The 22,890-nt window shown below is 60.2% G+C and carries 21 protein-coding genes and 1 pseudogene; 11 read left to right on the top strand and 11 right to left on the bottom strand.

Annotation, left to right across the window (positions count from 1 at the left end):
* Positions 1–102: 102 nt before the first annotated feature.
* The 3 genes and pseudogenes from nadE to M5G20_RS18630 all read right to left on the bottom strand — a co-directional run.
* A pseudogene (gene nadE, locus M5G20_RS18640) lies at positions 103–627 on the bottom strand (NAD(+) synthase); the annotation flags it as partial.
* 4 nt (positions 628–631) lie between these two features.
* Complete coding sequence (gene pncB, locus M5G20_RS18635; RefSeq protein ID WP_273920293.1) at positions 632–1,855, bottom strand: nicotinate phosphoribosyltransferase; 1,224 nt, start codon at positions 1,853–1,855, stop codon at positions 632–634.
* A gap of 109 nt (positions 1,856–1,964) precedes the next feature.
* Positions 1,965–2,876: a LysR family transcriptional regulator gene (locus M5G20_RS18630; protein ID WP_273920292.1), complete on the bottom strand. Its 912-nt coding sequence runs from the start codon at positions 2,874–2,876 to the stop codon at positions 1,965–1,967.
* A 176-nt stretch (positions 2,877–3,052) separates the two neighbouring features.
* Between M5G20_RS18630 and amaB the strand changes: the two genes are divergently transcribed.
* The 8 genes from amaB to M5G20_RS18590 all read left to right on the top strand — a co-directional run bounded on the left by amaB (position 3,053) and on the right by M5G20_RS18590 (position 13,059).
* Entirely contained in the window at positions 3,053–4,543 is a 1,491-nt protein-coding gene (amaB, locus tag M5G20_RS18625) for an L-piperidine-6-carboxylate dehydrogenase (RefSeq protein ID WP_273920291.1), read from the top strand.
* 153 nt (positions 4,544–4,696) lie between these two features.
* Positions 4,697–5,980 carry an L-pipecolate oxidase gene (gene amaA, locus M5G20_RS18620; RefSeq protein WP_273920290.1) on the top strand — a complete coding sequence of 428 codons (1,284 nt, stop codon included), beginning with the start codon at positions 4,697–4,699 and terminating at the stop codon, positions 5,978–5,980.
* Between the two features lie 363 nt (positions 5,981–6,343).
* Complete coding sequence (locus M5G20_RS18615) at positions 6,344–7,477, top strand: ABC transporter substrate-binding protein (RefSeq protein WP_075947764.1); 1,134 nt, start codon at positions 6,344–6,346, stop codon at positions 7,475–7,477.
* Between the two features lie 240 nt (positions 7,478–7,717).
* Positions 7,718–8,632, top strand: coding sequence for an ABC transporter permease subunit (locus M5G20_RS18610; RefSeq protein ID WP_046819754.1), 915 nt, complete (start codon positions 7,718–7,720; stop codon positions 8,630–8,632).
* 3 nt (positions 8,633–8,635) lie between these two features.
* Positions 8,636–9,919, top strand: a complete 1,284-nt coding sequence (livM, locus tag M5G20_RS18605) for a high-affinity branched-chain amino acid ABC transporter permease LivM (protein ID WP_273920287.1) — start codon at positions 8,636–8,638, stop codon at positions 9,917–9,919.
* On the top strand, positions 9,916–10,788 hold the full coding sequence (locus M5G20_RS18600) for an ABC transporter ATP-binding protein (protein WP_273920286.1): 873 nt from the start codon (positions 9,916–9,918) through the stop codon (positions 10,786–10,788). The genes livM and M5G20_RS18600 overlap by 4 nt, the downstream gene beginning before the upstream one ends.
* A complete protein-coding gene (locus tag M5G20_RS18595) occupies positions 10,785–11,501 on the top strand; it encodes an ABC transporter ATP-binding protein (RefSeq protein WP_150735762.1) in 717 nt (238 codons plus the stop codon). The genes M5G20_RS18600 and M5G20_RS18595 overlap by 4 nt, the downstream gene beginning before the upstream one ends.
* A 796-nt stretch (positions 11,502–12,297) precedes the next feature.
* Positions 12,298–13,059, top strand: coding sequence for an SDR family oxidoreductase (locus M5G20_RS18590; protein ID WP_150735761.1), 762 nt, complete (start codon positions 12,298–12,300; stop codon positions 13,057–13,059).
* A 108-nt stretch (positions 13,060–13,167) separates the two neighbouring features.
* Here M5G20_RS18590 and M5G20_RS18585 read toward each other — a convergent pair whose 3' ends face one another.
* From M5G20_RS18585 to M5G20_RS18555, 7 genes are all read right to left on the bottom strand, one after another.
* A complete protein-coding gene (locus M5G20_RS18585) occupies positions 13,168–14,301 on the bottom strand; it encodes an AGE family epimerase/isomerase (RefSeq protein WP_273920285.1) in 1,134 nt (377 codons plus the stop codon).
* A 167-nt stretch (positions 14,302–14,468) separates the two neighbouring features.
* The gene (locus tag M5G20_RS18580; RefSeq protein ID WP_273920284.1) at positions 14,469–15,041 is read right to left on the bottom strand and encodes a HupE/UreJ family protein; all 573 of its coding nucleotides are present in this window, start codon (positions 15,039–15,041) and stop codon (positions 14,469–14,471) included.
* 29 nt (positions 15,042–15,070) lie between these two features.
* Complete coding sequence (ureG, locus tag M5G20_RS18575) at positions 15,071–15,685, bottom strand: urease accessory protein UreG (RefSeq protein ID WP_056852405.1); 615 nt, start codon at positions 15,683–15,685, stop codon at positions 15,071–15,073.
* Between the two features lie 23 nt (positions 15,686–15,708).
* Positions 15,709–16,383, bottom strand: coding sequence for an urease accessory protein UreF (locus tag M5G20_RS18570; RefSeq protein ID WP_273920282.1), 675 nt, complete (start codon positions 16,381–16,383; stop codon positions 15,709–15,711).
* Positions 16,380–16,880: an urease accessory protein UreE gene (gene ureE / locus M5G20_RS18565; protein ID WP_273920281.1), complete on the bottom strand. Its 501-nt coding sequence runs from the start codon at positions 16,878–16,880 to the stop codon at positions 16,380–16,382. The genes M5G20_RS18570 and ureE overlap by 4 nt, the downstream gene beginning before the upstream one ends.
* Before the next feature lie 199 nt (positions 16,881–17,079).
* Positions 17,080–17,712 carry a TetR family transcriptional regulator gene (locus M5G20_RS18560; protein ID WP_150705404.1) on the bottom strand — a complete coding sequence of 211 codons (633 nt, stop codon included), beginning with the start codon at positions 17,710–17,712 and terminating at the stop codon, positions 17,080–17,082.
* Between the two features lie 175 nt (positions 17,713–17,887).
* The gene (locus tag M5G20_RS18555; protein ID WP_273920280.1) at positions 17,888–18,343 is read right to left on the bottom strand and encodes a hypothetical protein; all 456 of its coding nucleotides are present in this window, start codon (positions 18,341–18,343) and stop codon (positions 17,888–17,890) included.
* 386 nt (positions 18,344–18,729) lie between these two features.
* Between M5G20_RS18555 and M5G20_RS18550 the strand changes: the two genes are divergently transcribed.
* Positions 18,730–20,805 (top strand): AsmA family protein, encoded by a 2,076-nt coding sequence (locus M5G20_RS18550; protein WP_273920279.1) that lies wholly within the window; start codon positions 18,730–18,732, stop codon positions 20,803–20,805.
* Between the two features lie 115 nt (positions 20,806–20,920).
* Here the strand turns inward: M5G20_RS18550 and M5G20_RS18545 are convergent, their stop codons facing one another.
* Positions 20,921–21,835: a LysR substrate-binding domain-containing protein gene (locus tag M5G20_RS18545; protein ID WP_273920278.1), complete on the bottom strand. Its 915-nt coding sequence runs from the start codon at positions 21,833–21,835 to the stop codon at positions 20,921–20,923.
* A 110-nt stretch (positions 21,836–21,945) separates the two neighbouring features.
* Between M5G20_RS18545 and M5G20_RS18540 the strand changes: the two genes are divergently transcribed.
* Together M5G20_RS18540 and M5G20_RS18535 are read left to right on the top strand one after the other, a co-directional pair.
* Positions 21,946–22,584: an FMN-dependent NADH-azoreductase gene (locus M5G20_RS18540; RefSeq protein ID WP_212625910.1), complete on the top strand. Its 639-nt coding sequence runs from the start codon at positions 21,946–21,948 to the stop codon at positions 22,582–22,584.
* On the top strand, positions 22,585–22,890 hold the full coding sequence (locus tag M5G20_RS18535; RefSeq protein ID WP_218440591.1) for a DMT family transporter: 306 nt from the start codon (positions 22,585–22,587) through the stop codon (positions 22,888–22,890).

The raw sequence follows: 22,890 nt of genomic DNA, 5'->3' as shown, positions 1-22,890 counted from the left end.
GGGAACCAGCGATGTGCATTATGGGTGTGGAGATAAGGTAAGGGGAAGTGGGTAGGGCGGGGGGTACAGAGGGGGTTGTGCAGTTTAGTGTAGGGGGGTAGAAATTACCGCTTCCGCTGCATGGTCGGTGCCGATCACCAAACCGTGGGCCGCACCGGCGATGGTGTACTGGGCGACCATGCGCATGCGGGCCTTGGTGTTGCCGAGCACGAAGTCCACCGACACCGCGTGCTTGCCTTCGAACGCCGCCACTTCATTGGCCAGGGATTTGACCGCCGGACCGATGTTCACGGTGTGGCGCTCGTCCGGCTTGATGAAGTCCACCGAAGCCTGGGCATCGTGTTCATCAAACTGGGTTTCGTACGGCAAACGCACGGCAATGAACTTGTAGCCGCCGTCACCGGTACGCTGGCGCAGTTCGCGCATGGCACGCTGGGCCAGCAGGCCGGCGGTCAGCGAGTCGACGCCGCCACTGATGCCCAGCACCAGGGCCTTGAGCCCGGAATTGATCAGGCAATCCTGAATGAAGGTAATGCGCCGGGCGACTTCTGCCTCGAGGGCGGCGTCATCGGCGAACGGCGGTTGAACCTTGAGCTGCTCAGCAATCTCACGCTGTACGGCTTGCATGAATTCACTCCTTGCTAGATAGACTGGATGAGGCAGGAACCTGGAAAACGTGTCGCAAATAGGCGACGAAATTCGGGTCTTTACAGTGAGTCTTGCCTGGCTCGTCGGAGATCTTCGCCACCGGCTGGCCGTTGCAGGCGGTCATTTTAAGCACGATGCTCATCGGTTCGACACCGGGAATGTCACAGGTCAGGTTGGTGCCGATGCCGAAGCTGACATTGATCCGACCTCGCAGTGCCCGGAATATCTCCAGAGACTTGGGCAGTGTCAGGCTGTCGGAGAAGGTCAGCGTCTTGCTCATCGGGTCGATGCCAAGCTTGTGATAGTGGGCGATGGCTTTTTCCGCCCAAACCACCGGATCACCCGAGTCGTGGCGCAAACCGTCGAAAAGCTTGGCGAAGAACAGGTCGAAATCACCGAGGAAGGCATCTATGGTGATGCAGTCGGTCAGCGCGATCCCCAGCAGGCCCCGGTACTCACGGACCCAGCAATCAAGGGCGGCAATCTGGCTGTCGATCAACCGTGGCCCGAGTTGCTGGTGCGCCATGATCCATTCGTGGGCCATGGTGCCCAGCGGTTTCATGTCCAGTTCCCGAGACAGGTGCACGTTGCTGGTGCCGACGAAACGGCCAGGGAAGTCGTGCTTGAGCACATTGACCACTTCTTCCTGCACGCGGTACGAGAAGCGTCGACGCGTGCCGAAATCGGCGACCTGCAGCTCTGACAGTTCGTCGCTGCTGGCGTTGGCCGTCAGCCAGTCGAACTTGCGATAGAGCTGCTCGCGGGCCTGTTCGAGGACGATCTCACGGTAGCGAAAGCGGTTGCGCACTTCGCTGACGATTGCGAGCAGAGGGACTTCGAACAAAATCACATGCAGCCACGGGCCACGCAGGCGGATGAACAGTTCGCCATGCTCGATGCCGGTGTGGACGTAACGCAGGTTGAACCGAAACAGCCCGAGAAAGCGCAAAAAGTCCGGCTTCAGGAAGCTGATGCGCTCGAGGAAACCCAACTGATCGGCGCTCAGGCTCAACTCTGACAAACGCTCGATCTGGTAACGAATCTCCGCCAGGTACGGACGTAGATCTTCACTGTTACGGCAACGGAACTCCCATTCGACTTCGACGTTCGGGTAGTTGTGCAGCACCGCCTGCATCATCGTCAGTTTGTAGAAGTCGGTGTCGAGCAGGTTCTGCACGATGCGATCGGCAAACACACTCTCGCTCATAACGGGGGGTCTCCACAGGGAATAAGGCTAGTGGCGCATATCGGTGGTGGGTATTGCCAGCAATTTCTTGGACACCGGATCTCCTGTGGCCAAGGATTTTTGTCTGGGCCTAAGCGTGTGGAGTGCCCGGACTATCAATTTGCTCCAGCATCCACTTCACGAAATCGCGCACCTTGGGCACTTCCGCCGAATGCTCCGGGTACGCCAGGTAATAGGCATCGGTGCTGGGCATTGCATGCTGCCAGGGAATGACCAGCTTGCCGTCCGCCAGTTCCTCTTCCACCAGAAAACGCGGCAGCAACGCTACGCCGCAGCCGACTTGCGCCGCACGGATGCACATATAAAAGGTTTCGAAACGCGGGCCGTGGTAGCTGTGTTCGGTGTGATAGCCCTGGCTGTCGAACCAGTCATGCCACGCCTGAGGCCGGGACGCGTTTTGCAGCAGGACCAGCTCGGTGAGTTGCGTCGGGTCGGTGAATGGCGTGTCGGGCAAGCTACCGGGGGCACACACCGGAACCAGCTCTTCACTGAACAGCTTCAGGCATTCGGTGCCAGGGCGCGAACCCTGGCCGAAATAGAACGCCAGGTCGCTGCGACCTTGCAGCAAATCGTCGGCTTCCTGTTCGTTGCACAGGTCCAGATGGATCGAGGGATGACGCAGGCGCCAGCCTTTCAGGCGTGGGACCAGCCAGCGCGCGCCGAAGGTCGACGGCGTCGAGACGCGCAGGACTTCTGTCTCGCCGCCGTAGGAACGCAGGTAATGGGTCGACATCTCGACCTGCGTGAGAATTTTCCGGACCTCCACCAGGTACAAATCCCCCGCCGGGGTCATTTGCAGGCGTCGACGTACGCGACGGAACAGCAGGTGCTGCAACAGTTCTTCCAGTTGCGCCACTTGCTTGCTGACGGCGCTCTGGGTCAGGTTCAGTTCTTCGGCGGCCCGAGTGAAGCTCAAATGCCGGGTCACGGCTTCGAAACACTGCAGGGCAGCGATCGATGGCAAATAGCGTTTGTTCAGCATGGGCGGTCCTTTTGTTCTTGTCTCTTTATTGCCGGCAATGCACAGCATGAATAAACGGAATGATATCTCTCTTAATGGTCGTTTGTTGAGTAACCTCCGGGGAGCTAAAACTACAAGTCTGATCAGCCGCGATTGTCCGGCTGCACACGTTCCGTTTTTTGCTTGAGGAGTGACCCATGGTTGCCGCATTGCTTGATCGTCTTGGTGTGAACCCGGCCCTGTACCAGAACGGCAAGGTGCCTGTGCATTCGCCTGTCGACGGCAGTCGCATTGCCGCCGTTAACTGGGAAGGTGCCGCTGAAGTCGAGCAGCACATCAGTCGCGCAGATCATGCGTTCGAGTTGTGGCGCAAGGTTCCGGCGCCGCGCCGTGGCGAGCTGGTGCGTCAACTGGGCGACATTCTGCGTGAATACAAGGCCGATCTCGGTGAGCTGGTGTCCTGGGAAGCGGGCAAGATCACCCAGGAAGGCTTGGGTGAAGTCCAGGAGATGATCGACATCTGCGATTTCGCCGTCGGCCTGTCCCGTCAGTTGTACGGTTTGACCATCGCTTCCGAGCGTCCTGGCCACCACATGCGCGAAACCTGGCATCCGCTGGGTGTCGTCGGCGTGATCAGCGCGTTCAACTTCCCGGTCGCCGTCTGGGCCTGGAACGCCACGCTGGCACTGGTCTGCGGTAACCCGGTGATCTGGAAACCGTCGGAGAAAACCCCGCTGACCGCGCTGGCTTGCCAGGCGCTGTTCGATCGCGTGCTGAAGAACTTCAGCGACGCCCCCCCGCACCTGAGCCAGGTGATTATTGGCGGTCGCGATGCTGGCGAAGCCCTGGTCGATGATCCGCGTGTCGCGCTGGTCAGCGCCACCGGCAGCACCCGCATGGGCCGCGAAGTGGCGCCGAAAATCGCCGCACGTTTCGCCCGCAGCATTCTGGAACTGGGCGGCAACAACGCGATGATCCTCGGCCCAAGCGCCGACCTGGACATGGCCGTTCGCGCCATTCTGTTCAGCGCCGTCGGCACCGCCGGTCAGCGTTGCACCACGTTGCGTCGCCTGATTGCCCATGAGTCGGTCAAAGAAGAAATCGTCACCCGCCTCAAAGCCGCCTACTCCAAAGTGCGCATCGGCCACCCACTGGAAGGCAACCTGATCGGCCCGCTGATCGACAAAAACAGCTTCGAGAACATGCAGGACGCGCTGGAGCAGGCGTTGAGCGAAGGCGGCAAGGTGTTCGGCGGCAAGCGTCAGCTCGAAGACAAGTTCCCGAATGCCTACTACGTATCGCCGGCCATCGTCGAAATGCCGGAGCAGAGCGAGGTGGTCTGCCATGAAACCTTCGCGCCGATTCTGTACGTGATCGGTTACAGCGATTTCAACGAAGCCCTGCGTCTGAATAACGCTGTACCGCAAGGCCTGTCCTCGTGCATTTTCACCACCGACGTGCGTGAAGCCGAGCAGTTCATGTCGGCGGTGGGCAGCGACTGTGGCATCGCCAATGTCAACATCGGCCCGAGCGGCGCGGAAATCGGTGGCGCGTTTGGTGGCGAGAAAGAAACCGGTGGCGGTCGTGAGTCCGGTTCCGATGCATGGCGCGGCTACATGCGCCGTCAGACCAACACCGTGAACTACTCGCTGGAGTTGCCGTTGGCGCAGGGGATTACGTTCGACTGATGCTCGGTCGTACAGGGATCCCCTGTGGGAGCGAGCCTGCTCGCGAAAGCGGTCTTTGAGTCACATTGATGTTGGATGTGTCGCCGCCTTCGCGAGCAGGCTCGCTCCCACATTTGAACTGTGTGTTGGTTAGGTTTCTGTTGGAGTCTGGCAATGCCGTTACGCGAAGAGTGTCTGTGGGAAAAACTGACGCCGCAAAGGCCCGACAACGCGGCGCTCAAGGGGGAAGTAAAGGTCGATGTCTGCGTCATCGGCGCCGGGTTTACCGGGCTGTCGGCGGCGGTGCATTTGCTGGAACAAGGCAAGACCGTTTGTGTGCTTGAAGCCCATCGCGCCGGCCATGGCGGGTCGGGTCGCAACGTCGGACTGGTCAACGCCGGAATGTGGATTCCACCGGACGAAATCGAGGCCGGCTTCGGCGAAGAGGTCGGCAGCCAGCTCAACCGCATGCTGGGGGCGGCGCCGTCCCTGGTTTTCAGCCTTGTGGATAAGTACAACATCGATTGCCAGCTGCGTCGCGAAGGCACGCTGCACATGGCGCACAACGCCCGTGGCGAAGCAGATCTGCGCAGTCGTGAAGAACAATGGAAACGCCGTGGCGCGCCGGTTGAATTGCTTACCGGCCAAGCCTGTGAACAAGCCACGGGCACCCGGAAAATTGCTGCCGCGTTGCTCGATCGCCGTGCTGGCACGATCAATCCGATGGCTTACACCACGGGGCTGGCCAAGGCGGCCATCGGCCTCGGCGGTCAATTATTCGATCATTCCCCGGTGACCCGACTCGAACGTCAGGGCCAGCGCTGGTCGGTGCAAACCGCGCAGGGCTCGGTACTGGCCGAGCAAGTGGTGATCGCTTCCAACGCTTACACCGAAGGCGCCTGGACCGAACTGCGGCGCAATTTCTTCCCCGGTTATTACTACCAAGTGGCGTCGGTGCCGCTGACCGAAGACGCAGCGCAGCAGATTTTGCCCGGTGGCCAGGGGTCCTGGGACACCCGGCAAGTGCTCAGCAGCATTCGTCGAGACAAGGACGGGCGCTTGCTGCTTGGCAGTCTGGGGAACGGCAATCAGAAGCCAGCCTGGTTTCTCAAGGCCTGGGCCGACCGGGTGCAGCAGCATTATTTTCCCTACCTCAAACCGGTGGAATGGGAGTGCACCTGGACCGGTTGCATCGCATTTACCCCCGATCATTTGATGCGCCTGTTCGAACCGGCGCCCGGTTTAGTGGCAGTCACCGGCTACAACGGTCGGGGCGTGACCACGGGAACGGTGGTCGGCAAAGCGTTTGCCGATTACTTGTGTAACGGAAATCCTCAGGCGCTACCGATTCCCTTTGCGCCCATGCAGCCATTGGCCGGGGCAGGGTTGCGCAGTTGTCTGTATGAGGCGGGTTTTTCGCTGTATCACGCGGGCCAGTGCTTGCGCATTGTGATCTGATTGTTGAAATTTGTTGCTGGGAGCGGCGCTTTTCGGCGCAACGGCTAGCCTGTAATGGTGCGGGTTGTAGCAGTACCGCACCAGCAGTGTGCAGTTCGGTGACGCGCGTTGTTACAGGCTGGTTGCACGCCGTTTAGTGTCGCGGTTGCAATGATGGCGCTGGTGGGTTGCGCCTCAAAAAAATAATGGTTTCACCTTCTGCGGTTTAGACGGTTGCACGCCCAATGAAAATGGGCCCGAAACAGTCGAAATAACAATAAAGCAGCGACTTTTTTCAGAATAAAAAACCGATGGCACGGCCCTTGCTCTGAGCATTCAGTGAAGTCGCAGTGCCAATTAAAAAAAACCATGGAGCACCACCTCATGTCCCAGACGTTTTACAAGAAAGGCTTTCTGGCCCTCGCAGTGGCAACTGCGTTGGGTGTTTCTGCGTTTGCTCAGGCTGACATCAAGATCGGCGTAGCGGGTCCAATGACGGGCGCCAACGCGGCATTTGGCGAGCAGTACATGAAGGGTGCACAGGCAGCCGCCGATGCGGTCAACGCAGCGGGCGGCGTAAACGGCGAGAAAATCGTACTGGTCAAGGGCGATGACGCCTGCGAACCGAAACAGGCCGTGACGGTCGCCAAGGACCTGACCAACCAGAAAGTGGCCGGCGTGGTCGGTCACTTCTGCTCCTCGTCGACCATCCCGGCCTCCGAGATCTACGACGAAGCGGGCATCATCGCCATCACTCCAGGCTCCACCAACCCGCAGGTTACCGAGCGCGGCCTGAGCGCCATGTTCCGTATGTGCGGTCGTGACGACCAGCAAGGCATCGTGGCCGGCGACTACATCGTCGACGTGCTCAAGGGCAAGAAAGTCGTCGTGCTGCACGACAAGGACACCTACGGCCAAGGCCTGGCCGACGCCACCAAGGCGCAACTGGTCAAGCGCGGCGTAACGCCAGTGCTGTATGAAGGCCTGACCCGCGGCGAGAAAGACTTCAGCACCATCGTGACCAAAATCCGTGGCGCCGGCGCCGACGTAGTTTACTTCGGTGGTCTGCACCCGGAAGCCGGTCCTCTGGTTCGCCAACTGCGTGAGCAAGGTCTGAAAGACGTCAAGTTCATGTCCGACGACGGCATCGTGACCGACGAACTGGTGACCACCGCTGGCGGTCCGCAATTCGTTGACGGCGTGCTGATGACCTTCGGTGCCGACCCACGCCTGCTGCCAGACAGCAAGGCCGTGGTAGACGCATTCCGCAAGGCCGGTACCGAGCCAGAAGGCTACACCCTGTACGCCTACGCTTCGGTGCAAACCCTGGCTGCCGCTTTCAACGGCGCCAAGTCCAACAAGGGCGAAGAAGCGGCTGCCTGGCTGAAGAAAAACCCGGTCAAGACCGTCATGGGCGAGAAGGCCTGGGACAGCAAGGGCGACCTGAAAGTGTCCGACTACGTGGTTTACCAGTGGGACAAGGACGGCAAATACCACCAGTTGGAAAAACAGAAGTAAGGGCTGACTCGATCACCTGAACCACGTTGACCACTTGTAGGAGCGGGCTTGCCCGCGATGGGGCCAGATCAGTCGACATCAATGTTGGCTGATACACCGCTATCGCTGGCAAGCCAGCTCCTGCAGATGGGTAGTGGCTTGCCTGATCGTGATTGACATTGCTCCGACGTAAATCTGTATTTTCCTTAGAAGAATCGCACCCCCACCGGTGTGCAGGTTCTCATTGCGTGAGATTGCGTTATGGATGGTATTTTCCTGCAGCAACTGGTCAACGGCCTGACCCTCGGGTCGGTCTATGGCCTGATCGCCATCGGCTACACAATGGTCTATGGCATCATCGGCATGATCAACTTCGCCCACGGCGAGGTTTACATGATTTCCGCTTACCTCGCGGCAATCAGTCTGGCTCTGCTGGCTTACTTCGGTATCGAATCCTTCCCGCTGCTGATGCTCGGCACGTTGATCTTCACCATCGTCGTCACGGCGGTGTATGGCTGGGTCATCGAGCGTGTCGCCTACAAACCCCTGCGTAACTCCACCCGACTGGCACCGCTGATCAGCGCCATCGGTATTTCGCTGATCCTGCAAAACTATGCACAGATTGCCCAGGGCGCCAAGCAACAAGGTGTTCCGACGTTGCTCACGGGAGCCTGGCGTGTCGAGGTCGGTACAGGTTTCGTGCAGTTGACCTACACCAAGGTCTTCATTCTGGTCGCCGCGTTTGTCGGCATGGCCGCGCTGACCTACATCATCAAGTACACCAAGCTCGGCCGCATGTGCCGTGCGACCCAGCAAGACCGCAAGATGGCTTCGATTCTGGGGATCAACACCGACCGGGTGATTTCCTACGTGTTCATCATCGGTGCAGCGATGGCGGCCCTGGCCGGCGTGCTGATCACCATGAACTACGGCACATTCGACTTCTATGCCGGCTTCATCATCGGGATCAAGGCATTCACCGCTGCGGTGCTCGGCGGGATTGGCTCGCTGCCTGGCGCCATGCTCGGCGGGATCATCCTCGGGATTTCCGAGTCGCTGTTTTCCGGCCTGGTGAACTCGGACTACAAAGACGTTTTCAGTTTCTCTCTGCTGGTTCTCGTTCTGGTCTTTCGGCCCCAAGGCCTGCTCGGCCGTCCTCTTGTGTCGAAGGTGTAAGCGATGTCTTCAACCACTAAAAAAACCATTGATATCAAAAAAAGTCTGGTTGACGCGATTCTTGCCGGCCTCATTGCCCTGATTGTGTTCGGGCCGATTGTCGGCGTCGTTCTCGATGGCTACGGCTTCAACCTGGAAACCACCCGGGTGGCCTGGATTGTCGCCATTGTCATGGCGGGTCGATTCGCCCTGAGCATGTTCCTGCAAACCCCCAAGGGCCTGAAAATCCTTGAAGGGTTTGAATCCTCCGGTTCCGGGGTTCATGTACTGGCGCCTGACTACAAGTCGCGCCTGCGCTGGATCATCCCGCTGGTGATCGTCATCGCCGTGGTGTTCCCGTTTTTCTCCAACTCCTACCTGCTGGGCGTGGTCATCCTCGGGCTGATCTACGTGCTGCTGGGCCTGGGGCTGAACATCGTGGTCGGCCTGGCCGGCCTGCTCGACCTGGGTTACGTGGCGTTCTACGCCATCGGCGCCTATGGCCTGGCACTCGGTTATCAGTATCTGGGCCTGGGTTTCTGGACGGTGTTGCCGCTGGCAGCGATCACGGCGGGGCTGGCCGGTTGCATCCTCGGCTTTCCGGTGTTGCGCCTGCACGGTGACTACCTGGCAATCGTGACCCTGGGCTTCGGTGAAATAATCCGCCTGATCCTTAATAACTGGCTGTCCCTGACCGGCGGCCCGAACGGCATGCCGGCACCACTGCCGACGTTCTTCGGCCTGGAATTTGGCAAGCGAGCCAAAGACGGTGGCGTACCGTTCCATGAGTTTTTCGGCATCGCCTACAACCCCGACGTGAAGTACTACGTCATCTACGCGGTGTTGTTCCTGGTCGTGCTGGCTGTGCTGTACATCAAGCATCGTCTGGTGAAGATGCCGGTCGGTCGTGCCTGGGAAGCGCTGCGTGAAGACGAGATCGCCTGCCGTTCCATGGGCCTGAACCACGTGCTGGTCAAGCTTTCGGCGTTCACCATCGGTGCATCGACGGCCGGTCTGGCGGGTGTGTTCTTCGCCACCTACCAGGGCTTCGTCAACCCGACCTCGTTCACCTTTTTCGAATCGGCGCTGATCCTCGCCATCGTGGTACTCGGCGGCATGGGCTCGACCATCGGGGTAGTGATTGCCGCCTTCGTGTTGACCGTCGCCCCGGAGTTGCTGCGTGGCTTCGCCGAATACCGCGTCCTGCTGTTCGGCATCCTGATGGTGTTGATGATGATCTGGCGCCCCCGCGGCCTGATTCGGATCAGTCGTACCGGTGTGACCCCGCGTAAAGGAGTAGCGCCATGAGCGAAGTCGTACTCAGTGTCGAAAAGCTGATGATGCACTTTGGCGGCATCAAGGCGTTGAGCGATGTCAGCCTGAAGGTCAAACGCAATTCGATCTTCGCCCTGATCGGCCCCAACGGCGCGGGCAAGACCACGGTGTTCAACTGCCTGACCGGGTTCTACAAGGCCTCCGGCGGCAAGATCGAACTCAATGTGCGTGGCGAGCAGACCAACGTCATCAAGTTACTGGGCGAGTCGTTCAAACTGACCGATTTCGTCTCGCCGAAATCCTTTGCCAGTCGCCTGTACTACAAGATGTTTGGCGGCACCCACCTGGTGAACCGTGCCGGGCTGGCGCGGACTTTCCAGAACATTCGCCTGTTCAAGGAAATGTCGGTGCTGGAAAACCTGCTGGTGGCCCAGCACATGTGGGTCAACCGCAGCCTGTTGGCCGGCATTCTCAACACCAAGGGTTATCGCAAGGCCGAAAGCGATGCGCTGGACCATGCGTTCTACTGGCTGGAAGTGGTGGATCTCGTGGACTGCGCCAACCGCCTCGCCGGTGAGTTGTCCTACGGCCAGCAACGCCGTCTGGAGATTGCCCGGGCCATGTGCACCCGTCCGCAGATCATCTGCCTCGACGAACCGGCTGCCGGCCTCAACCCTCAGGAAACCGAAGCGCTGAGCGCGATGATCCGGCTGCTGCGCGACGAGCACGATCTGACCGTGGTGCTGATCGAACACGACATGGGCATGGTTATGAGTATTTCCGACCACATTGTGGTGCTGGACCACGGCATCGTCATCGCCGAGGGCGGCCCCGACGACATCCGCAACGACCCGAAAGTGATTGCCGCCTACCTGGGCGCCGATGAAGAGGAAGTGGTATGACCCAACCCATCCTCGAACTCCAGGAACTGGACGTGTTTTACGGGCCGATCCAGGCCCTGAAGAAAGTCTCGCTGCACATCAATGAAGGGGAAACCGTGAGCCTCATCGGCTCCAACGGCGCGGGCAAGTCGACCCTGCTGATGTCGATCTTCGGTCAGCCGCGTGCGGCGGACGGGAAGATCCTCTATCAGGGCGTGGACATAACCCACAAGTCGTCGCACTACATCGCCTCCAACGGCATCGCGCAATCGCCGGAAGGGCGGCGGGTGTTCCCCGACATGACCGTCGAGGAAAACCTGCTGATGGGCACGATTCCGATTGGCGACAAGTACGCCAAGGAAGACATGCAGCGTATGTTCAAGTTGTTCCCGCGACTTGAAGAGCGGCGTACCCAGCGTGCAATGACCATGTCCGGCGGTGAGCAGCAAATGCTCGCCATCGCCCGCGCGCTGATGAGCCGGCCGAAACTGCTGTTGCTCGACGAGCCTAGCCTTGGCCTGGCACCCATCGTGGTCAAGCAGATCTTCGCCACCTTGCGGGAACTGGCGCAAACCGGCATGACCATCTTCCTGGTCGAGCAGAATGCCAACCATGCCCTTCGCTTGTCCGATCGTGCCTATGTGATGGTCAACGGCGAAATTCGCATGTCGGGCACCGGCAAGGAGTTGCTGGTCAACGAGGATGTGCGTAGCGCTTATCTCGGCGGGCACTGACTGGTAGCCTGCAATAAAAAACGCCCTGACAAAATCAGGGCGTTTTTTATGGCCCGCATTAGCCCTTCAGGAATTGCCGAAGGTTGCTCCTGCAAGAGCGGCGATCTGAGGTAAAGGAAATTGTGGAAAACAATATTCAGAAGCTACCAAGCCGCGACATAAAGCCGCTGCAAATAGTTGTTTTGTCACAGTTTTGACTTGTCCCCGGTTACTGTGGAGCTGGCTGTGAATAACGTGGGAGTAGCTGCCTGAAAGCCTTTTAAACCGTGGCTTGCAGCGGTGTGGTTGTTTTTTGATCAGGCGTTTTTACTTGGCTGAAAGAGCGCGTTGTCAACCTTTTTGTTGCTGGTGAAATCCACAGTATTTGGCTTGCACAAGCCTGTGGATAAGTCTGTGATTAAACTCTGGAAAGACTCGGCTGAAGGCCGTGGTTACTGGCTTGGCGCCATCGCCGGTTTGACCTGTCAGTCATGAAAATGGCCAAGGGCTACACAGCAGGTGCTTGAGGGTCAAGCAAAAAAGTTTCAAAACCCGGCGCAAAGCCTTGTGGATAGCGGCTTGCAGCTTTTCCACTTGCCCCCAAAGACTGTGGACCGGCCTGTGGATAACGTGCGCGCACATGGCTGCAAGCCACGATCTGTATGGCTTTCCCGGTGCTGATCAATTTTTGAGCAGAATGTACCCCTGTGGGAACTGCCGCTGGGGGACGTGGTTGCCGGTAGGGGCGTGGCCGGGCATGCTGGCTGCTGATTTTCTATTCCAATGGCTGGCGATCAGCCGAAGCAAGGAGAACACGATGTCCAACACCCTGTTTATTACCGGCGCGACTTCCGGTTTTGGTGAAGCCTGTGCCCGTCGTTTTGCCGAGGCTGGCTGGAAACTGGTGCTGACCGGCCGTCGTGAAGAACGCCTCAATGCGCTGTGCGCCGAGCTGTCGAAGCAGACCGAAGTGCACGGCCTGGTGCTCGATGTTCGGGATCGCAAGGCGATGGAAGAGGCCATTGCCAACCTGCCGCCGTCCTTCGCCACACTGCGCGGGCTGATCAACAATGCCGGCCTGGCGCTGGGTGTTGACCCGGCGCCCAAGTGCGATCTCGATGATTGGGACACCATGGTCGACACCAACGTCAAAGGCCTGATGTACAGCACTCGCCTGCTGCTGCCGCGCCTGATCGCTCACGGTCGCGGTGCGGGCATCATCAACCTGGGTTCCATCGCCGGTAACTATCCGTACCCGGGCAGCCACGTGTATGGCGCCACCAAGGCGTTCGTTAAACAGTTCTCCCTGAACCTGCGCTGCGACCTGCAAGGCACGGGCGTGCGGGTCAGCAACATTGAGCCGGGCCTGTGTGAAAGCGAGTTTTCGCTGGTGCGTTTTGCCGGTGATCAGGAGCGTTACAACGCGACCTACGCTGGTGCCGAGCCGATCCAGCCACAAGACATTGCCGACACCATTTTCTGGGTCCTCAATGCCCCGGCGCACATCAATATCAACAGCCTGGAGCTGATGCCGGTGAGCCAGACCTGGGCCGGGTTTGCTATCGAACGCAAGTCTTAAGACCGCATAACGGCCCATCGCGAGCAAGCCCGCTCCCACAGGATTTGCGGTGTGCATACGCAAGAAATCACCGTGGGAGCGGGCTGGCCCGCGATAGCTATCTGGAAGTCAACGCAGATAATCAGCCAACCCGCAATAACAGGTCGCCAGGTGATAAGGCGTGGTTGACGGCATGTCCCGACGGCTGACCGCGCCGTGAGCGTCGCGGCACTCATGCCAGCCACCGGCATGCAGGAAATGCTGTTGCAAGGCCTGCAACTGGCGCAACACCGCCGCTTCGCTGTGTGGACGCAGTGTCAGCGCCCGCAGGTATTCGGCCTGAGCCCAGATGCGCTGGGTGGCATCTCGCGAGCCGCCGTCAGGGCCGAGGTCGAGCATGGCTCGCACCGCACCGGATGCTTGATCGACGCCCAATTGCTCGGTAAAGGCGAAGGCCCGTTCCAGTGAGGCATGCAATTTCGAGCCGCGCAGCAGCGCCGATGATTCCAGCAGGAAATACCATTCGAACTGGTGCCCCGGCTCAAACCAGTTATCCACAGCGCCCAAGGGCTTTTCCATCAACACGCCGTGTTGCGCATCGATAAAGCGTTTCTGCATGGCTGTGCATAACTCGACGAGCCCGCGTTCCACGGCAATGTCTTCACGTACCGACAAGGTCGCGAGGAAGGCTTCGGCCAAATGCATCAACGGGTTTTGCAGGGGGCCGCTGCCCAGTGACGACCAGTCTCTGTCGAGGCTGGCTTCGTACAAGCCATCACCTGTGGAAAAACGCCGGGCGATCACTTCCAGCGCGGCGTTGAGCACCGATTCCACCAGTGGCTCGCGAACCTTGTCCCAGTAATGGGCGCAGGCGAACAGGATGAAGGCGTGGGTGTAGAGGTCTTTGCGTTGATCCAGCGGCGCTCCCTGCGGATCGATGCTGTAGAACCAGCCGCCATGCTCGGCGTCGTGAAAGTGCCGTTGCAAGGAACGGAACAGCGCCGCCGCGCGTTCTTCGGCGCCCGGTACCTGGCCGATCAGGCTGGCGAACAGATACAGCTGGCGCGCGCAGGCCATGGCCCGATAGCGTTGCGGTGGCAGCGGCTGGTGCCCGGCGTCCAGCGCTTCGTAGGGCAATGCCATGTCGGCATTCCAGCCGGGACCTTGCCAGAGCGGCACGATGACGCCCTGGAAGTGCTGTTGCACCGAGGCGAACAGGTTGGTCAATTCAGGCTGGGAGGCGGAGCGGGGAACATGCGGCATTGGCTGGCGTCGTCACGGCAGGGGCGATTGCGCGACATGTTATCAGGCCTGAGAGCTGTGTTGTTTGTCAGGCCGCCATCGCTGGCCAGCCAGCTCCCACAGGTTAAGTGCAAACCCTTGTGGGAGCTGGCTGGCCAGCGATGAAGCCTTAACGGGCGCTAAAGAAATCAGCTGGCCAACAACCAGACCCCGGTCGCCGCCGACGCCGCACCTGCCAGTCGCACCAACGGCGCCGCCGCCTGAGGCAACACCCGCACCAACGCATAACCCGCCGCATGCAACGCGGCAGTCGCCGCCACGAACCCGACGGCATACGCCCACGGGCTGGACATGTCTGGCAGCTCCAGGCCATGGGCCACACCATGGAACAAGGCAAACATCGCTGTGGCAGCCACCGCCAGGCTCAACGGCGGACGCACCGCCAGCGCAACCGCCAGGCCCAGCGCCAACACCGATGCGGCAATCCCGCTTTCCAGTGCCGGCAGGTTCAGCCCTTCAAAGCCCAACAGGCCGCCGAGCAACATGGTCCCGACGAAGGTGCACGGCAGCGCCCAGCGCGCGGCGCCTTTTTGTTGTGCCGCCCACAGGCCGACAGCGAGCATCGCCAGCAAGTGGTCGAGGCCGCCGATGGGGTGGCTGATGCCGGCGATCAAGCCATTGTCGCCGTGGCCGGGGTGGGCGAAAGCGAGGGTCGGGGTCAGCAGCAGGGCCGCGGCGGCCAGGATGCGTTTCAGTGTCATGGATAAGCTTCCTTGTTGATAAATGTCGATCAGGCTGCCGTCAGCAAGCCTTGGCGTTCGATGAAGGCAATGATGTCTTCCAGGCCTTGGCCGGTTTTCTGGTTGCTGAAGACGAATGGCTTGCCGTTGCGCATGCGTGTGGTGTCGCTGTCCATCAGGGTCAGCGATGCGCCCACCAGTGGTGCCAGGTCGATCTTGTTGATCACCAGCAGGTCGGACTTGCAGATACCCGGCCCGCCCTTGCGTGGCAGCTTGTCGCCAGCGGAAACGTCGATCACGTAGATGGTCAGGTCCGACAGTTCCGGGCTGAAAGTGGCCGATAGATTGTCGCCACCGGACTCCACCAGAATCAGGTCCAGCCCCGGAAAGCGGCGGTTGAGCTGGTCCACGGCTTCGAGATTGATCGAGGCGTCTTCGCGAATCGCCGTGTGCGGGCAACCGCCGGTCTCCACGCCAATGATCCGCTCCGGTGCCAGCGCTTCGTTGCGCACCAGGAAATCGGCGTCTTCGCGGGTATAGATGTCGTTGGTCACAACGGCCAGGTTGTAACGGTCGCGCAGGGCCAGGCACAGGGCCAGGGTCAGGGCGGTCTTGCCGGAGCCGACCGGGCCGCCGATGCCGACGCGCAAAGGTTGTGTGTTCATGTGGTTCTCCAAAATAACAGGCCCTAGGAACGGAACAGACGGCTGTACTGGCGCTCGTGGGCCATACACGCCAGGGACAGGCCAAACGCGGCGCTGCCAAAGTGTTCGGGGTTGATCTGGCTGGCGTCCTGCTGGGCTTGTTGCAGCAGCGGCAGCAGTTCGCTGGTCAGGCGCTGGGCGGCTTGCTGGCCCAGCGGCAGGGTTTTCATCAGCACCGCCAGTTGGTTTTCCAGCCAGCTCCAGAGCCAGGCGGCCAGCGCGTCCTGCGGGCTGATTTGCCAGGCACGGGCGGCCAGCGCCCAGCCCAAGGCCAGGTGGGGTTCGGGGCGTTGCTCAAGGAAGGCGCGGGCGGCTGCATCGAGTTCTGGCAGGCCGTTAAGCAGCTGTTGCAGGGAATAACCCATCTGCCGGCTTTCCTGATGCAGTTCGCGGGTTTCGCGGCTGGCGCGGTGTTCTTCGCAACGTTGCAGCAGTTCGCACCAGTTTTCCTCGGCGGCGGCTGCGCAATGGGCGAGCAGCAGCGGGGCCTCGAAGCGGGCGAGGTTGAGCAGCAATTGATCGCTGATCCAGCGTCGCGCGCTGTCAGAATCGTGGACGCGGCCATTCTCCACCGCCATTTCCAGCCCTTGGGAATAGCTGTAGCCGCCAATCGGCAATTGCGGACTGGCCAAACGCAGCAACGCCCATGCGGGATTCACAGGCGCACGCCGAACTGATGCAGCTTGGGCGGGTAATTGAAATCTTCATCGCCGTGACGCGAGTGGTGATGGCCGCCACCGTAGGCACCGTGTTCCGGCTGGAACGGGGCTTCGATGCTTTCGGCGTGGGCGCCCAGTTGTTCGAGCATGGCCTTGAGCACGTAATCGTCGAGCAGGCGCAGCCAGCCGTCACCGACCTGCAGGGCCACGTGGCGATTGCCCAAGTGATACGCGGCGCGGGTCAGTTCGAAGGCATTGGCGCAGGTGACGTGTAGCAGCTGTTCGGGGCGGGCACAGACGCGGACGATGCGGCCGTCTTCGGCCTGTAGACACTCGCCGTCGTACAACGGCGATTGCCCGCGCTCCAAAAACAACCCGACGTCTTCACCCTCGGCACTGAAACAGCGCAAACGGCTTTTGCTCCTGGCTTCGAACGTCAGGTGCAACTCGGCGGCCCAAACGGGTTGAGGGTCGATTCTGCGATGAATCACCAGCATCGGAAAGCTTCCAGCAATGGACAATGCTGAGGCTAGAGCAAGGGGCTTGCCAATCGGGGGAAGTGTAGGAAATGCCTGTCGGAAAGGTAGGACTGGCGCGCGTGGGGCATAGGTTTTGGGTGATGTTGGTGCGTTGCGGTTTTGGAATGCACCAATTTGCGGCGCAAAAAAAGATCGCAGTCTGCGATCTTTTAGGGCATCACTCGGTGCTGCCGAGACCCTGCCAATGTTTCAGGCCGATAAAGATGAAGCGCAATTGCTGGGTGATCTTCGCCTGGGGCGTCAGGTGTTCAGGCAGTGCCTCGGCCGGTGGGTCGATAATGTCCGGCAGGGTGGCAAACACGCTTTTGACGATCAGGTCGGCCATGACGCTCAAACCGGCGATGTCGAGGTGTTGCAGCTTGGGCATCAGCGACAGGTCCGCCGCCAGGTCCGAGCTGATGTTTTCGCGCAGGCGACCAATCGCCTGGCGCACCGGCAGCGAGCCACCGTACTGCTCGCGGGCCAGAAACAGAAATTGCGAACGGTTGGCGCTGACCACATCGAGAAAGATCCGCACCGACGCATCAATAATGCCGCCCATGACGAACTCGTTGTGCCGCACCAGGCGAATGGTTTCGCGGAAGGTCTGACCCACTTCGCTGACCAGCACCAGGCCCAGTTCGTCCATGTCGGCGAAATGCCGATAGAAACCGGTGGGCACGATCCCGGCTGTTTTCGCCACTTCGCGCAGGCTCAGGCTGCCGAATCCCCGGCCGCCTTCCATCAAATGACGGGCAGCGTCCATCAAGGCGTTGCGGGTTTGTTGCTTCTGTTCGGCGCGGGGCAGCATCGCAAGGGTGTTTTCTGAAGTAGGACAGCGGCGCACTCTAGCAAATCGGCTTCGCTGGCGTCGAACGGGGATAGGGAGATCGAACGGGGAAGTTATTCGACTTCTACAAGTGCTACATCCAGAAAGTCAAAAGCCCAATCCGGTGATTGGGCTTTTTTTCAGGGCCGCCATGGGCTCAGCTCATAGCGCTGTTGCGTTCGATCACACGGTCACCACCGCCTTCAGCCAGTGTCTGGCCAGGGGTGCGGTCGGAACCGTCAGCAGCCAGTGTTTGGCCTGGGGTACGATCGGAACCGTCAGCAGCGAGGGTTTGGCCCGGGGTGCGGTCGGAACCGTCAGCAGCGAGGGTTTGGCCTGGGGTGCGATCGGAACCGTCAGCAGCAACAGCTTGACCTTGTGGGGTTTGGTCGTAGCCGTCTTCAGTGATCAGGTTTTTTTCTTTCAGGCGGTCGTTACCGCCTTCAGCCAGGGTTTGACCTGGAGTGCGGTCGGAACCATCGGCAGCGACGGTTTGGCTGAATACCGAATGGTGGTCTTTGGCTTGTGGAGTAGCCTGTTCTGCGGCTGGCAGGGCAAAAGCAGTGCTGGCCAGCATGGAGAGGGTAAGACTAAGCAGTAATTGGCGTTTCATGATGGGGTGCTCCGTAGGGGGGCGATAAATTGGGTACGAGGGCAATGCTACTCTCGATAAGTCGATATAAAAGTTCATAAACGCAATGTTAATAATCAACGGAATTGATTGTTCTCTGCAGGCCTTGTAAATCGGGGCTTTGCGGCCGTTGCTTTTGCACCGAGGTGGGTATTTTCGACTCACTCGCGCCACGCAAAAGTGCGGGGCCGGTAACGTGGCAGGAGGGTAGAGGGCGGCAATCGGGGGTTGGACTGCGGCAAAATCGGTTATTCGATTAAACCTGCCGGCCGTTTTTCAGTCGTAGATTTCATAGCGGGCCGGTTTGGCCTGGCGTTTCTTATGGGCGTCGCCGTCGGGGCGTTCAGTCGTATCAGGAGTTTTGTGCAATGACGCGCCCCCGTAGAATTATCGCCTGGACCATGGCCACCCTCGTTGTATTGCTGGCGGTGCTGGTGCTGATCATCGTGTTTTTCGACTGGAACCGGATCAAGCCACCCCTCAATGCCAAAGTCTCCGAAGAATTGCATCGGCCATTCGCCATCAACGGCAACCTGGCGGTGGTCTGGCGTCGCGAGCTTGACGAAGGCGGCTGGCGGGCCTGGGTGCCATGGCCGCATGTGGTGGCCGAAGACCTGACCCTTGGCAACCCGGACTGGTCGAAAACGCCGCAGATGGCCAGCCTCAAGCGAGTCGAATTGCGCATTTCGCCGTTGGCCTTATTGGGGCAGCGTGTGGTCATCCCGCGCATCGATCTCACTGAACCCAATGCCGAGCTGCAGCGCTTGGCTGATGGGCGTGCCAACTGGGTGTTCAAGTTCGACCCTAAAGACCCGAACGCCGAACCTTCGCCGTGGGTTGTGGACATCGGTGCGATAGGCTTCGACAAGGGCCATGTCACTCTTGACGATCAAAACCTGAAGACGCAGCTCGACCTGCTGATCGACCCGTTGGGCAAGCCGATTCCCTTCAGCGACATCGTCGGCGACAACGCCGCGAAAAAAGCCTCGGACGAGGGTGCAGCCCCCATGGACTATGCGTTTGGCCTGAAGGTCAAAGGCCAATATCACGGCCAGAAACTCGCGGGCCAGGGCAAAATCGGCGGACTGCTGGCATTGCAGGATGCGAACCGGCCGTTTCCCCTGCAGGCACAGGCGAAAATCGGTGATACCCGTGTCGAGCTGGCGGGCACCCTGACCGACCCGATGAACCTTGGCGCCCTGGACCTGCGCCTCAAACTGGCCGGCACCAGCCTGGGTAATCTCTACCCGCTGACGGGCGTGACCCTGCCGGATACCCCGCCGTATGCCACCGACGGACACCTGATCGCCAAGCTGAACGAGCCTGGCGGTGCGGTGTTCCGCTATGAAGAATTCAACGGCAAGATTGGCGAAAGTGACATTCACGGCAACCTGACTTACGTCGCCGGCCAGCCTCGGCCAAAACTCAGTGGCTCACTGCTTTCCAATCAATTGCTGTTTGCCGACCTCGCCCCGTTGATCGGTGCCGATTCCAATACCGAGCAAAAGGCCCGTGGTGGCGAAAGCAAGCAACCGACGGACAAGGTGTTGCCGGTCGAAGCGTTCAAGACTGAACGCTGGCGCGATATGGACGCCGACGTCGAGTTCACCGGCAAGCGCATCGTGCACAGCGAGAAATTGCCGTTCAATGATCTCTACACCCATCTGGTGCTGACCGACGGTGTCCTTAGTCTTGAACCGCTGCGTTTTGGCGTCGCGGGCGGCAAGCTGGATGCGCAGATCCGCCTCAACGGTCGCACCGAGCCCTTGGAAGGCCGGGCGAAACTCACCGCGCGCGGCTTCAAGCTCAAGCAGTTGTTCCCGACCTTCGAGCCGATGAAAACCAGTTTCGGTGAGCTCAACGGCGATGCCGACATCACCGGTCGCGGCAACTCAGTGGCCAAACTGCTGGGCAGTGCCAACGGCAACCTGAAAATGCTGATCAACGACGGCGCCATCAGCCGCGAGTTGATGGAGCTCGCGGGGTTGAACGTGGGCAACTATGTGGTGGGCAAAATCTTCGGTGACAAGGAAGTGAAGATCAATTGCGCCGCGTCCGACTTCGACATCAAGAACGGTCTGGCGACGACGCGATTGTTCGTCTTCGATACCGAGAACGCGATCATCTATATCGATGGCACGGCGAACATGGCCACCGAGCAACTGGACTTGACCATTACCCCGGAATCCAAAGGCTGGCGTTTGATCTCGCTGCGTTCACCGCTGTACGTGCGTGGCAAGTTCATCAAGCCCGACGCAGGCGTGAAAGCGGTGCCGCTGATGTTGCGCGGCGCCGGAATGGTTGCGCTGGGCGTGATCGCTGCTCCGGCGGCGGGGCTGCTGGCGCTGGTGGCGCCGAGCGGCGGCGAGCCGAATCAATGCGCGCCGTTGCTGGAGCAGATGAAATCGGGCAAGGCACCGGTCACCGTCAAGCCAACAAAATAATCGGGCGCCTGTCAGGGCCTCATCGTCGGAACGCCGCCCGAGCAGGCTCGCTCCCACAGGGGATCTGTGTTCGCAGAACCCATGTGGGAGCCAGCCTGCTCGCGATAGCGGCCTTTCATGCCAGCGCATGCCCCGACGCCAACGCCTCTTCACGCAACCAGGCAAAAAACGCCCGCACCGGCGGATGCCGCTCGCGACCGGGTACGCACAGGGCGCTGTAACCGGCGCCATCTACTTGCACATCGCCCCGATAAGGCAACAGCAACCGGTTGGCGACACTTTCCGACACCAGAATATTGCTCGCCAGCACCAGGCCTTGCCCGGCGATGGCCGCTTGCAGGGCGTAATGCTCTTCGTCGTATTCACGCACGGCGGGCTGGCCGCTCAGCCATGTCTCGCCGGATTGTGCGCACCAGGCCTCCCAGCCATGGGCATAGAGCTTGGAGTTGTGCCAGTGCACGCTGATCAGCGTCGGTACGCGGGTTGACGCCAGCGCCACTTGCTCGGGCGAGCCATAGACGCCAAAGAACTCATCGAACAGGCACAAACCGTACAGGTTCGGGTAGTCATCAAGGCTGTAGCGCACCACCAGGTCGACGCTGGCGTCCTGATGCAGGTCGATGACGTCGCAATGGGTGTCGAGGCGAACGTTGATGTTCGGGTGCCGAGCGTAAAAGCGGCCCAGCCGTGGCACCAGCCACAGGGCGGCGAAGGCGGCGGTGGTGGAGATCGTCAGACTGGTGCCGCTGCGCTGCGGTCGCAGGGTGTCGACGCTTTGCGCCACATCGAGAAAAGCCCCGTGCAGGCTGTGGAACAGCCGTTCGCCGCATTCCGTCAGGCGCACTCTGCGGGGCAGGCGCTCGAACAGCGGCACGCCGAGCCAGGTTTCCAGCGAGCGGATCTGATGAGACACCGCCGTCGGTGTCACCGACAGTTCTTCGGCGGCGGCCTTGAAGCTCAGCAGGCGCGAGGCGGATTCAAAGGCGCGCAGGGCGGTCAGCGGCAACGAGGCAAACATTGAATGCTCCATGGATGAAATGGATTCATCCGGACTGATTTTTGCTCATTTGAATGAAAGCAGCTGAGAGCTTCAAGCTGCAAGCCACAAGTGTATTCAGTCTAGCCCTTGAGGAGATTCAGATGAGTAAAATTCTTGCTGTTCATGCCAGCCCACGGGGTGAGCGTTCCCACTCGCGGCGCTTGGCCGAGGTGTTCCTGTCGGCGTTGCAGGCGCGTAATCCGCAGGTGCAGCTGACCCGTCGTGAAGTCGGGCGGGCGCTCATTCCGCCGGTCAACGAAGCATTTGTGGCTGCCGCGTTTTATCCCGAACCCAACGCCCGGCCATTGTCGATGCAGGCGGACCTGGCGTTCAGCGATGAGCTGGTCGGGGAATTGCTCGGCCACGATCTACTGGTGATTTCTACGCCGATGCACAACTTCAGCGTGCCCAGTGGCTTGAAGGCCTGGATCGATCAGATCGTGCGGCTCGGCCTGACCTTCAATCACACCCTCGACAACGGTATCGCCCAATACGAGCCGCTAGTGCAGGGTAAAAAGGCCTTGATCGTCACCAGTCGCGGCGGCTTCGGTTTTGGTCCGGGCGGCGAACTGGAAGCGATGAATCACGCCGATCCCTTGCTGCGCACGGCGCTGGGTTTCATTGGCATCACGGACGTCACGGTGGTTGCGGCCGAGGGCGAAGAGTCCGAGGCGCGCACTTTCGCGGTGTCCGCCGCCGAGGCCGAACAGCGCTTGCTCGCGCTGGCCAGGGCATTCTAGATGGCCTGGCTGTTTTTACTGATCGCCGCCGGGTTCGAAGTCACGTTCGCCATGGGCATGAAGTACGCCGAAGGCTTCACCCGGCCCTGGCCATCGCTGATCACCGTGGTGGCCGCGGTGGGCGGGATCTACTTCTTGACCCTGGCCATGCGTGAGTTGCCGGTGAGCATTGCCTACCCGATCTGGACGGCCATCGGTTCGCTGGGCACGGTGTTTCTCGGCTTTGCACTACTGGGTGAAAGCCTGACGGCGGTCAAGTTGTTGTCAGTGGGGCTGATTGTCGCGGGCGTGGTTGGGCTGAAGTAG

This window comes from Pseudomonas sp. TNT2022 ID1044 (assembly GCF_028656895.1).
GTDB lineage: Bacteria > Pseudomonadota > Gammaproteobacteria > Pseudomonadales > Pseudomonadaceae > Aquipseudomonas > Aquipseudomonas reinekei.
This window is presented reverse-complemented; position numbering and strand designations above follow the sequence as displayed.

What these genes read in the sequence shown, in the direction of transcription:
- pncB (WP_273920293.1), bottom strand. Translation starts at nt 1,855, where the DNA reads ATGAGCGAGAGTGTGTTTGCCGATCGCATCGTGCAGAACCTGCTCGAC.
- M5G20_RS18630 (WP_273920292.1), bottom strand. Translation starts at nt 2,876, where the DNA reads ATGCTGAACAAACGCTATTTGCCATCGATCGCTGCCCTGCAGTGTTTC.
- amaB (WP_273920291.1), top strand. Translation starts at nt 3,053, where the DNA reads ATGGTTGCCGCATTGCTTGATCGTCTTGGTGTGAACCCGGCCCTGTAC.
- amaA (WP_273920290.1), top strand. Translation starts at nt 4,697, where the DNA reads ATGCCGTTACGCGAAGAGTGTCTGTGGGAAAAACTGACGCCGCAAAGG.
- M5G20_RS18615 (WP_075947764.1), top strand. Translation starts at nt 6,344, where the DNA reads ATGTCCCAGACGTTTTACAAGAAAGGCTTTCTGGCCCTCGCAGTGGCA.
- M5G20_RS18610 (WP_046819754.1), top strand. Translation starts at nt 7,718, where the DNA reads ATGGATGGTATTTTCCTGCAGCAACTGGTCAACGGCCTGACCCTCGGG.
- livM (WP_273920287.1), top strand. Translation starts at nt 8,636, where the DNA reads ATGTCTTCAACCACTAAAAAAACCATTGATATCAAAAAAAGTCTGGTT.
- M5G20_RS18600 (WP_273920286.1), top strand. Translation starts at nt 9,916, where the DNA reads ATGAGCGAAGTCGTACTCAGTGTCGAAAAGCTGATGATGCACTTTGGC.
- M5G20_RS18595 (WP_150735762.1), top strand. Translation starts at nt 10,785, where the DNA reads ATGACCCAACCCATCCTCGAACTCCAGGAACTGGACGTGTTTTACGGG.
- M5G20_RS18590 (WP_150735761.1), top strand. Translation starts at nt 12,298, where the DNA reads ATGTCCAACACCCTGTTTATTACCGGCGCGACTTCCGGTTTTGGTGAA.
- M5G20_RS18585 (WP_273920285.1), bottom strand. Translation starts at nt 14,301, where the DNA reads ATGCCGCATGTTCCCCGCTCCGCCTCCCAGCCTGAATTGACCAACCTG.
- M5G20_RS18580 (WP_273920284.1), bottom strand. Translation starts at nt 15,041, where the DNA reads ATGACACTGAAACGCATCCTGGCCGCCGCGGCCCTGCTGCTGACCCCG.
- ureG (WP_056852405.1), bottom strand. Translation starts at nt 15,685, where the DNA reads ATGAACACACAACCTTTGCGCGTCGGCATCGGCGGCCCGGTCGGCTCC.
- ureE (WP_273920281.1), bottom strand. Translation starts at nt 16,880, where the DNA reads ATGCTGGTGATTCATCGCAGAATCGACCCTCAACCCGTTTGGGCCGCC.
- M5G20_RS18560 (WP_150705404.1), bottom strand. Translation starts at nt 17,712, where the DNA reads ATGCTGCCCCGCGCCGAACAGAAGCAACAAACCCGCAACGCCTTGATG.
- M5G20_RS18555 (WP_273920280.1), bottom strand. Translation starts at nt 18,343, where the DNA reads ATGAAACGCCAATTACTGCTTAGTCTTACCCTCTCCATGCTGGCCAGC.
- M5G20_RS18550 (WP_273920279.1), top strand. Translation starts at nt 18,730, where the DNA reads ATGACGCGCCCCCGTAGAATTATCGCCTGGACCATGGCCACCCTCGTT.
- M5G20_RS18545 (WP_273920278.1), bottom strand. Translation starts at nt 21,835, where the DNA reads ATGGAGCATTCAATGTTTGCCTCGTTGCCGCTGACCGCCCTGCGCGCC.
- M5G20_RS18540 (WP_212625910.1), top strand. Translation starts at nt 21,946, where the DNA reads ATGAGTAAAATTCTTGCTGTTCATGCCAGCCCACGGGGTGAGCGTTCC.
- M5G20_RS18535 (WP_218440591.1), top strand. Translation starts at nt 22,585, where the DNA reads ATGGCCTGGCTGTTTTTACTGATCGCCGCCGGGTTCGAAGTCACGTTC.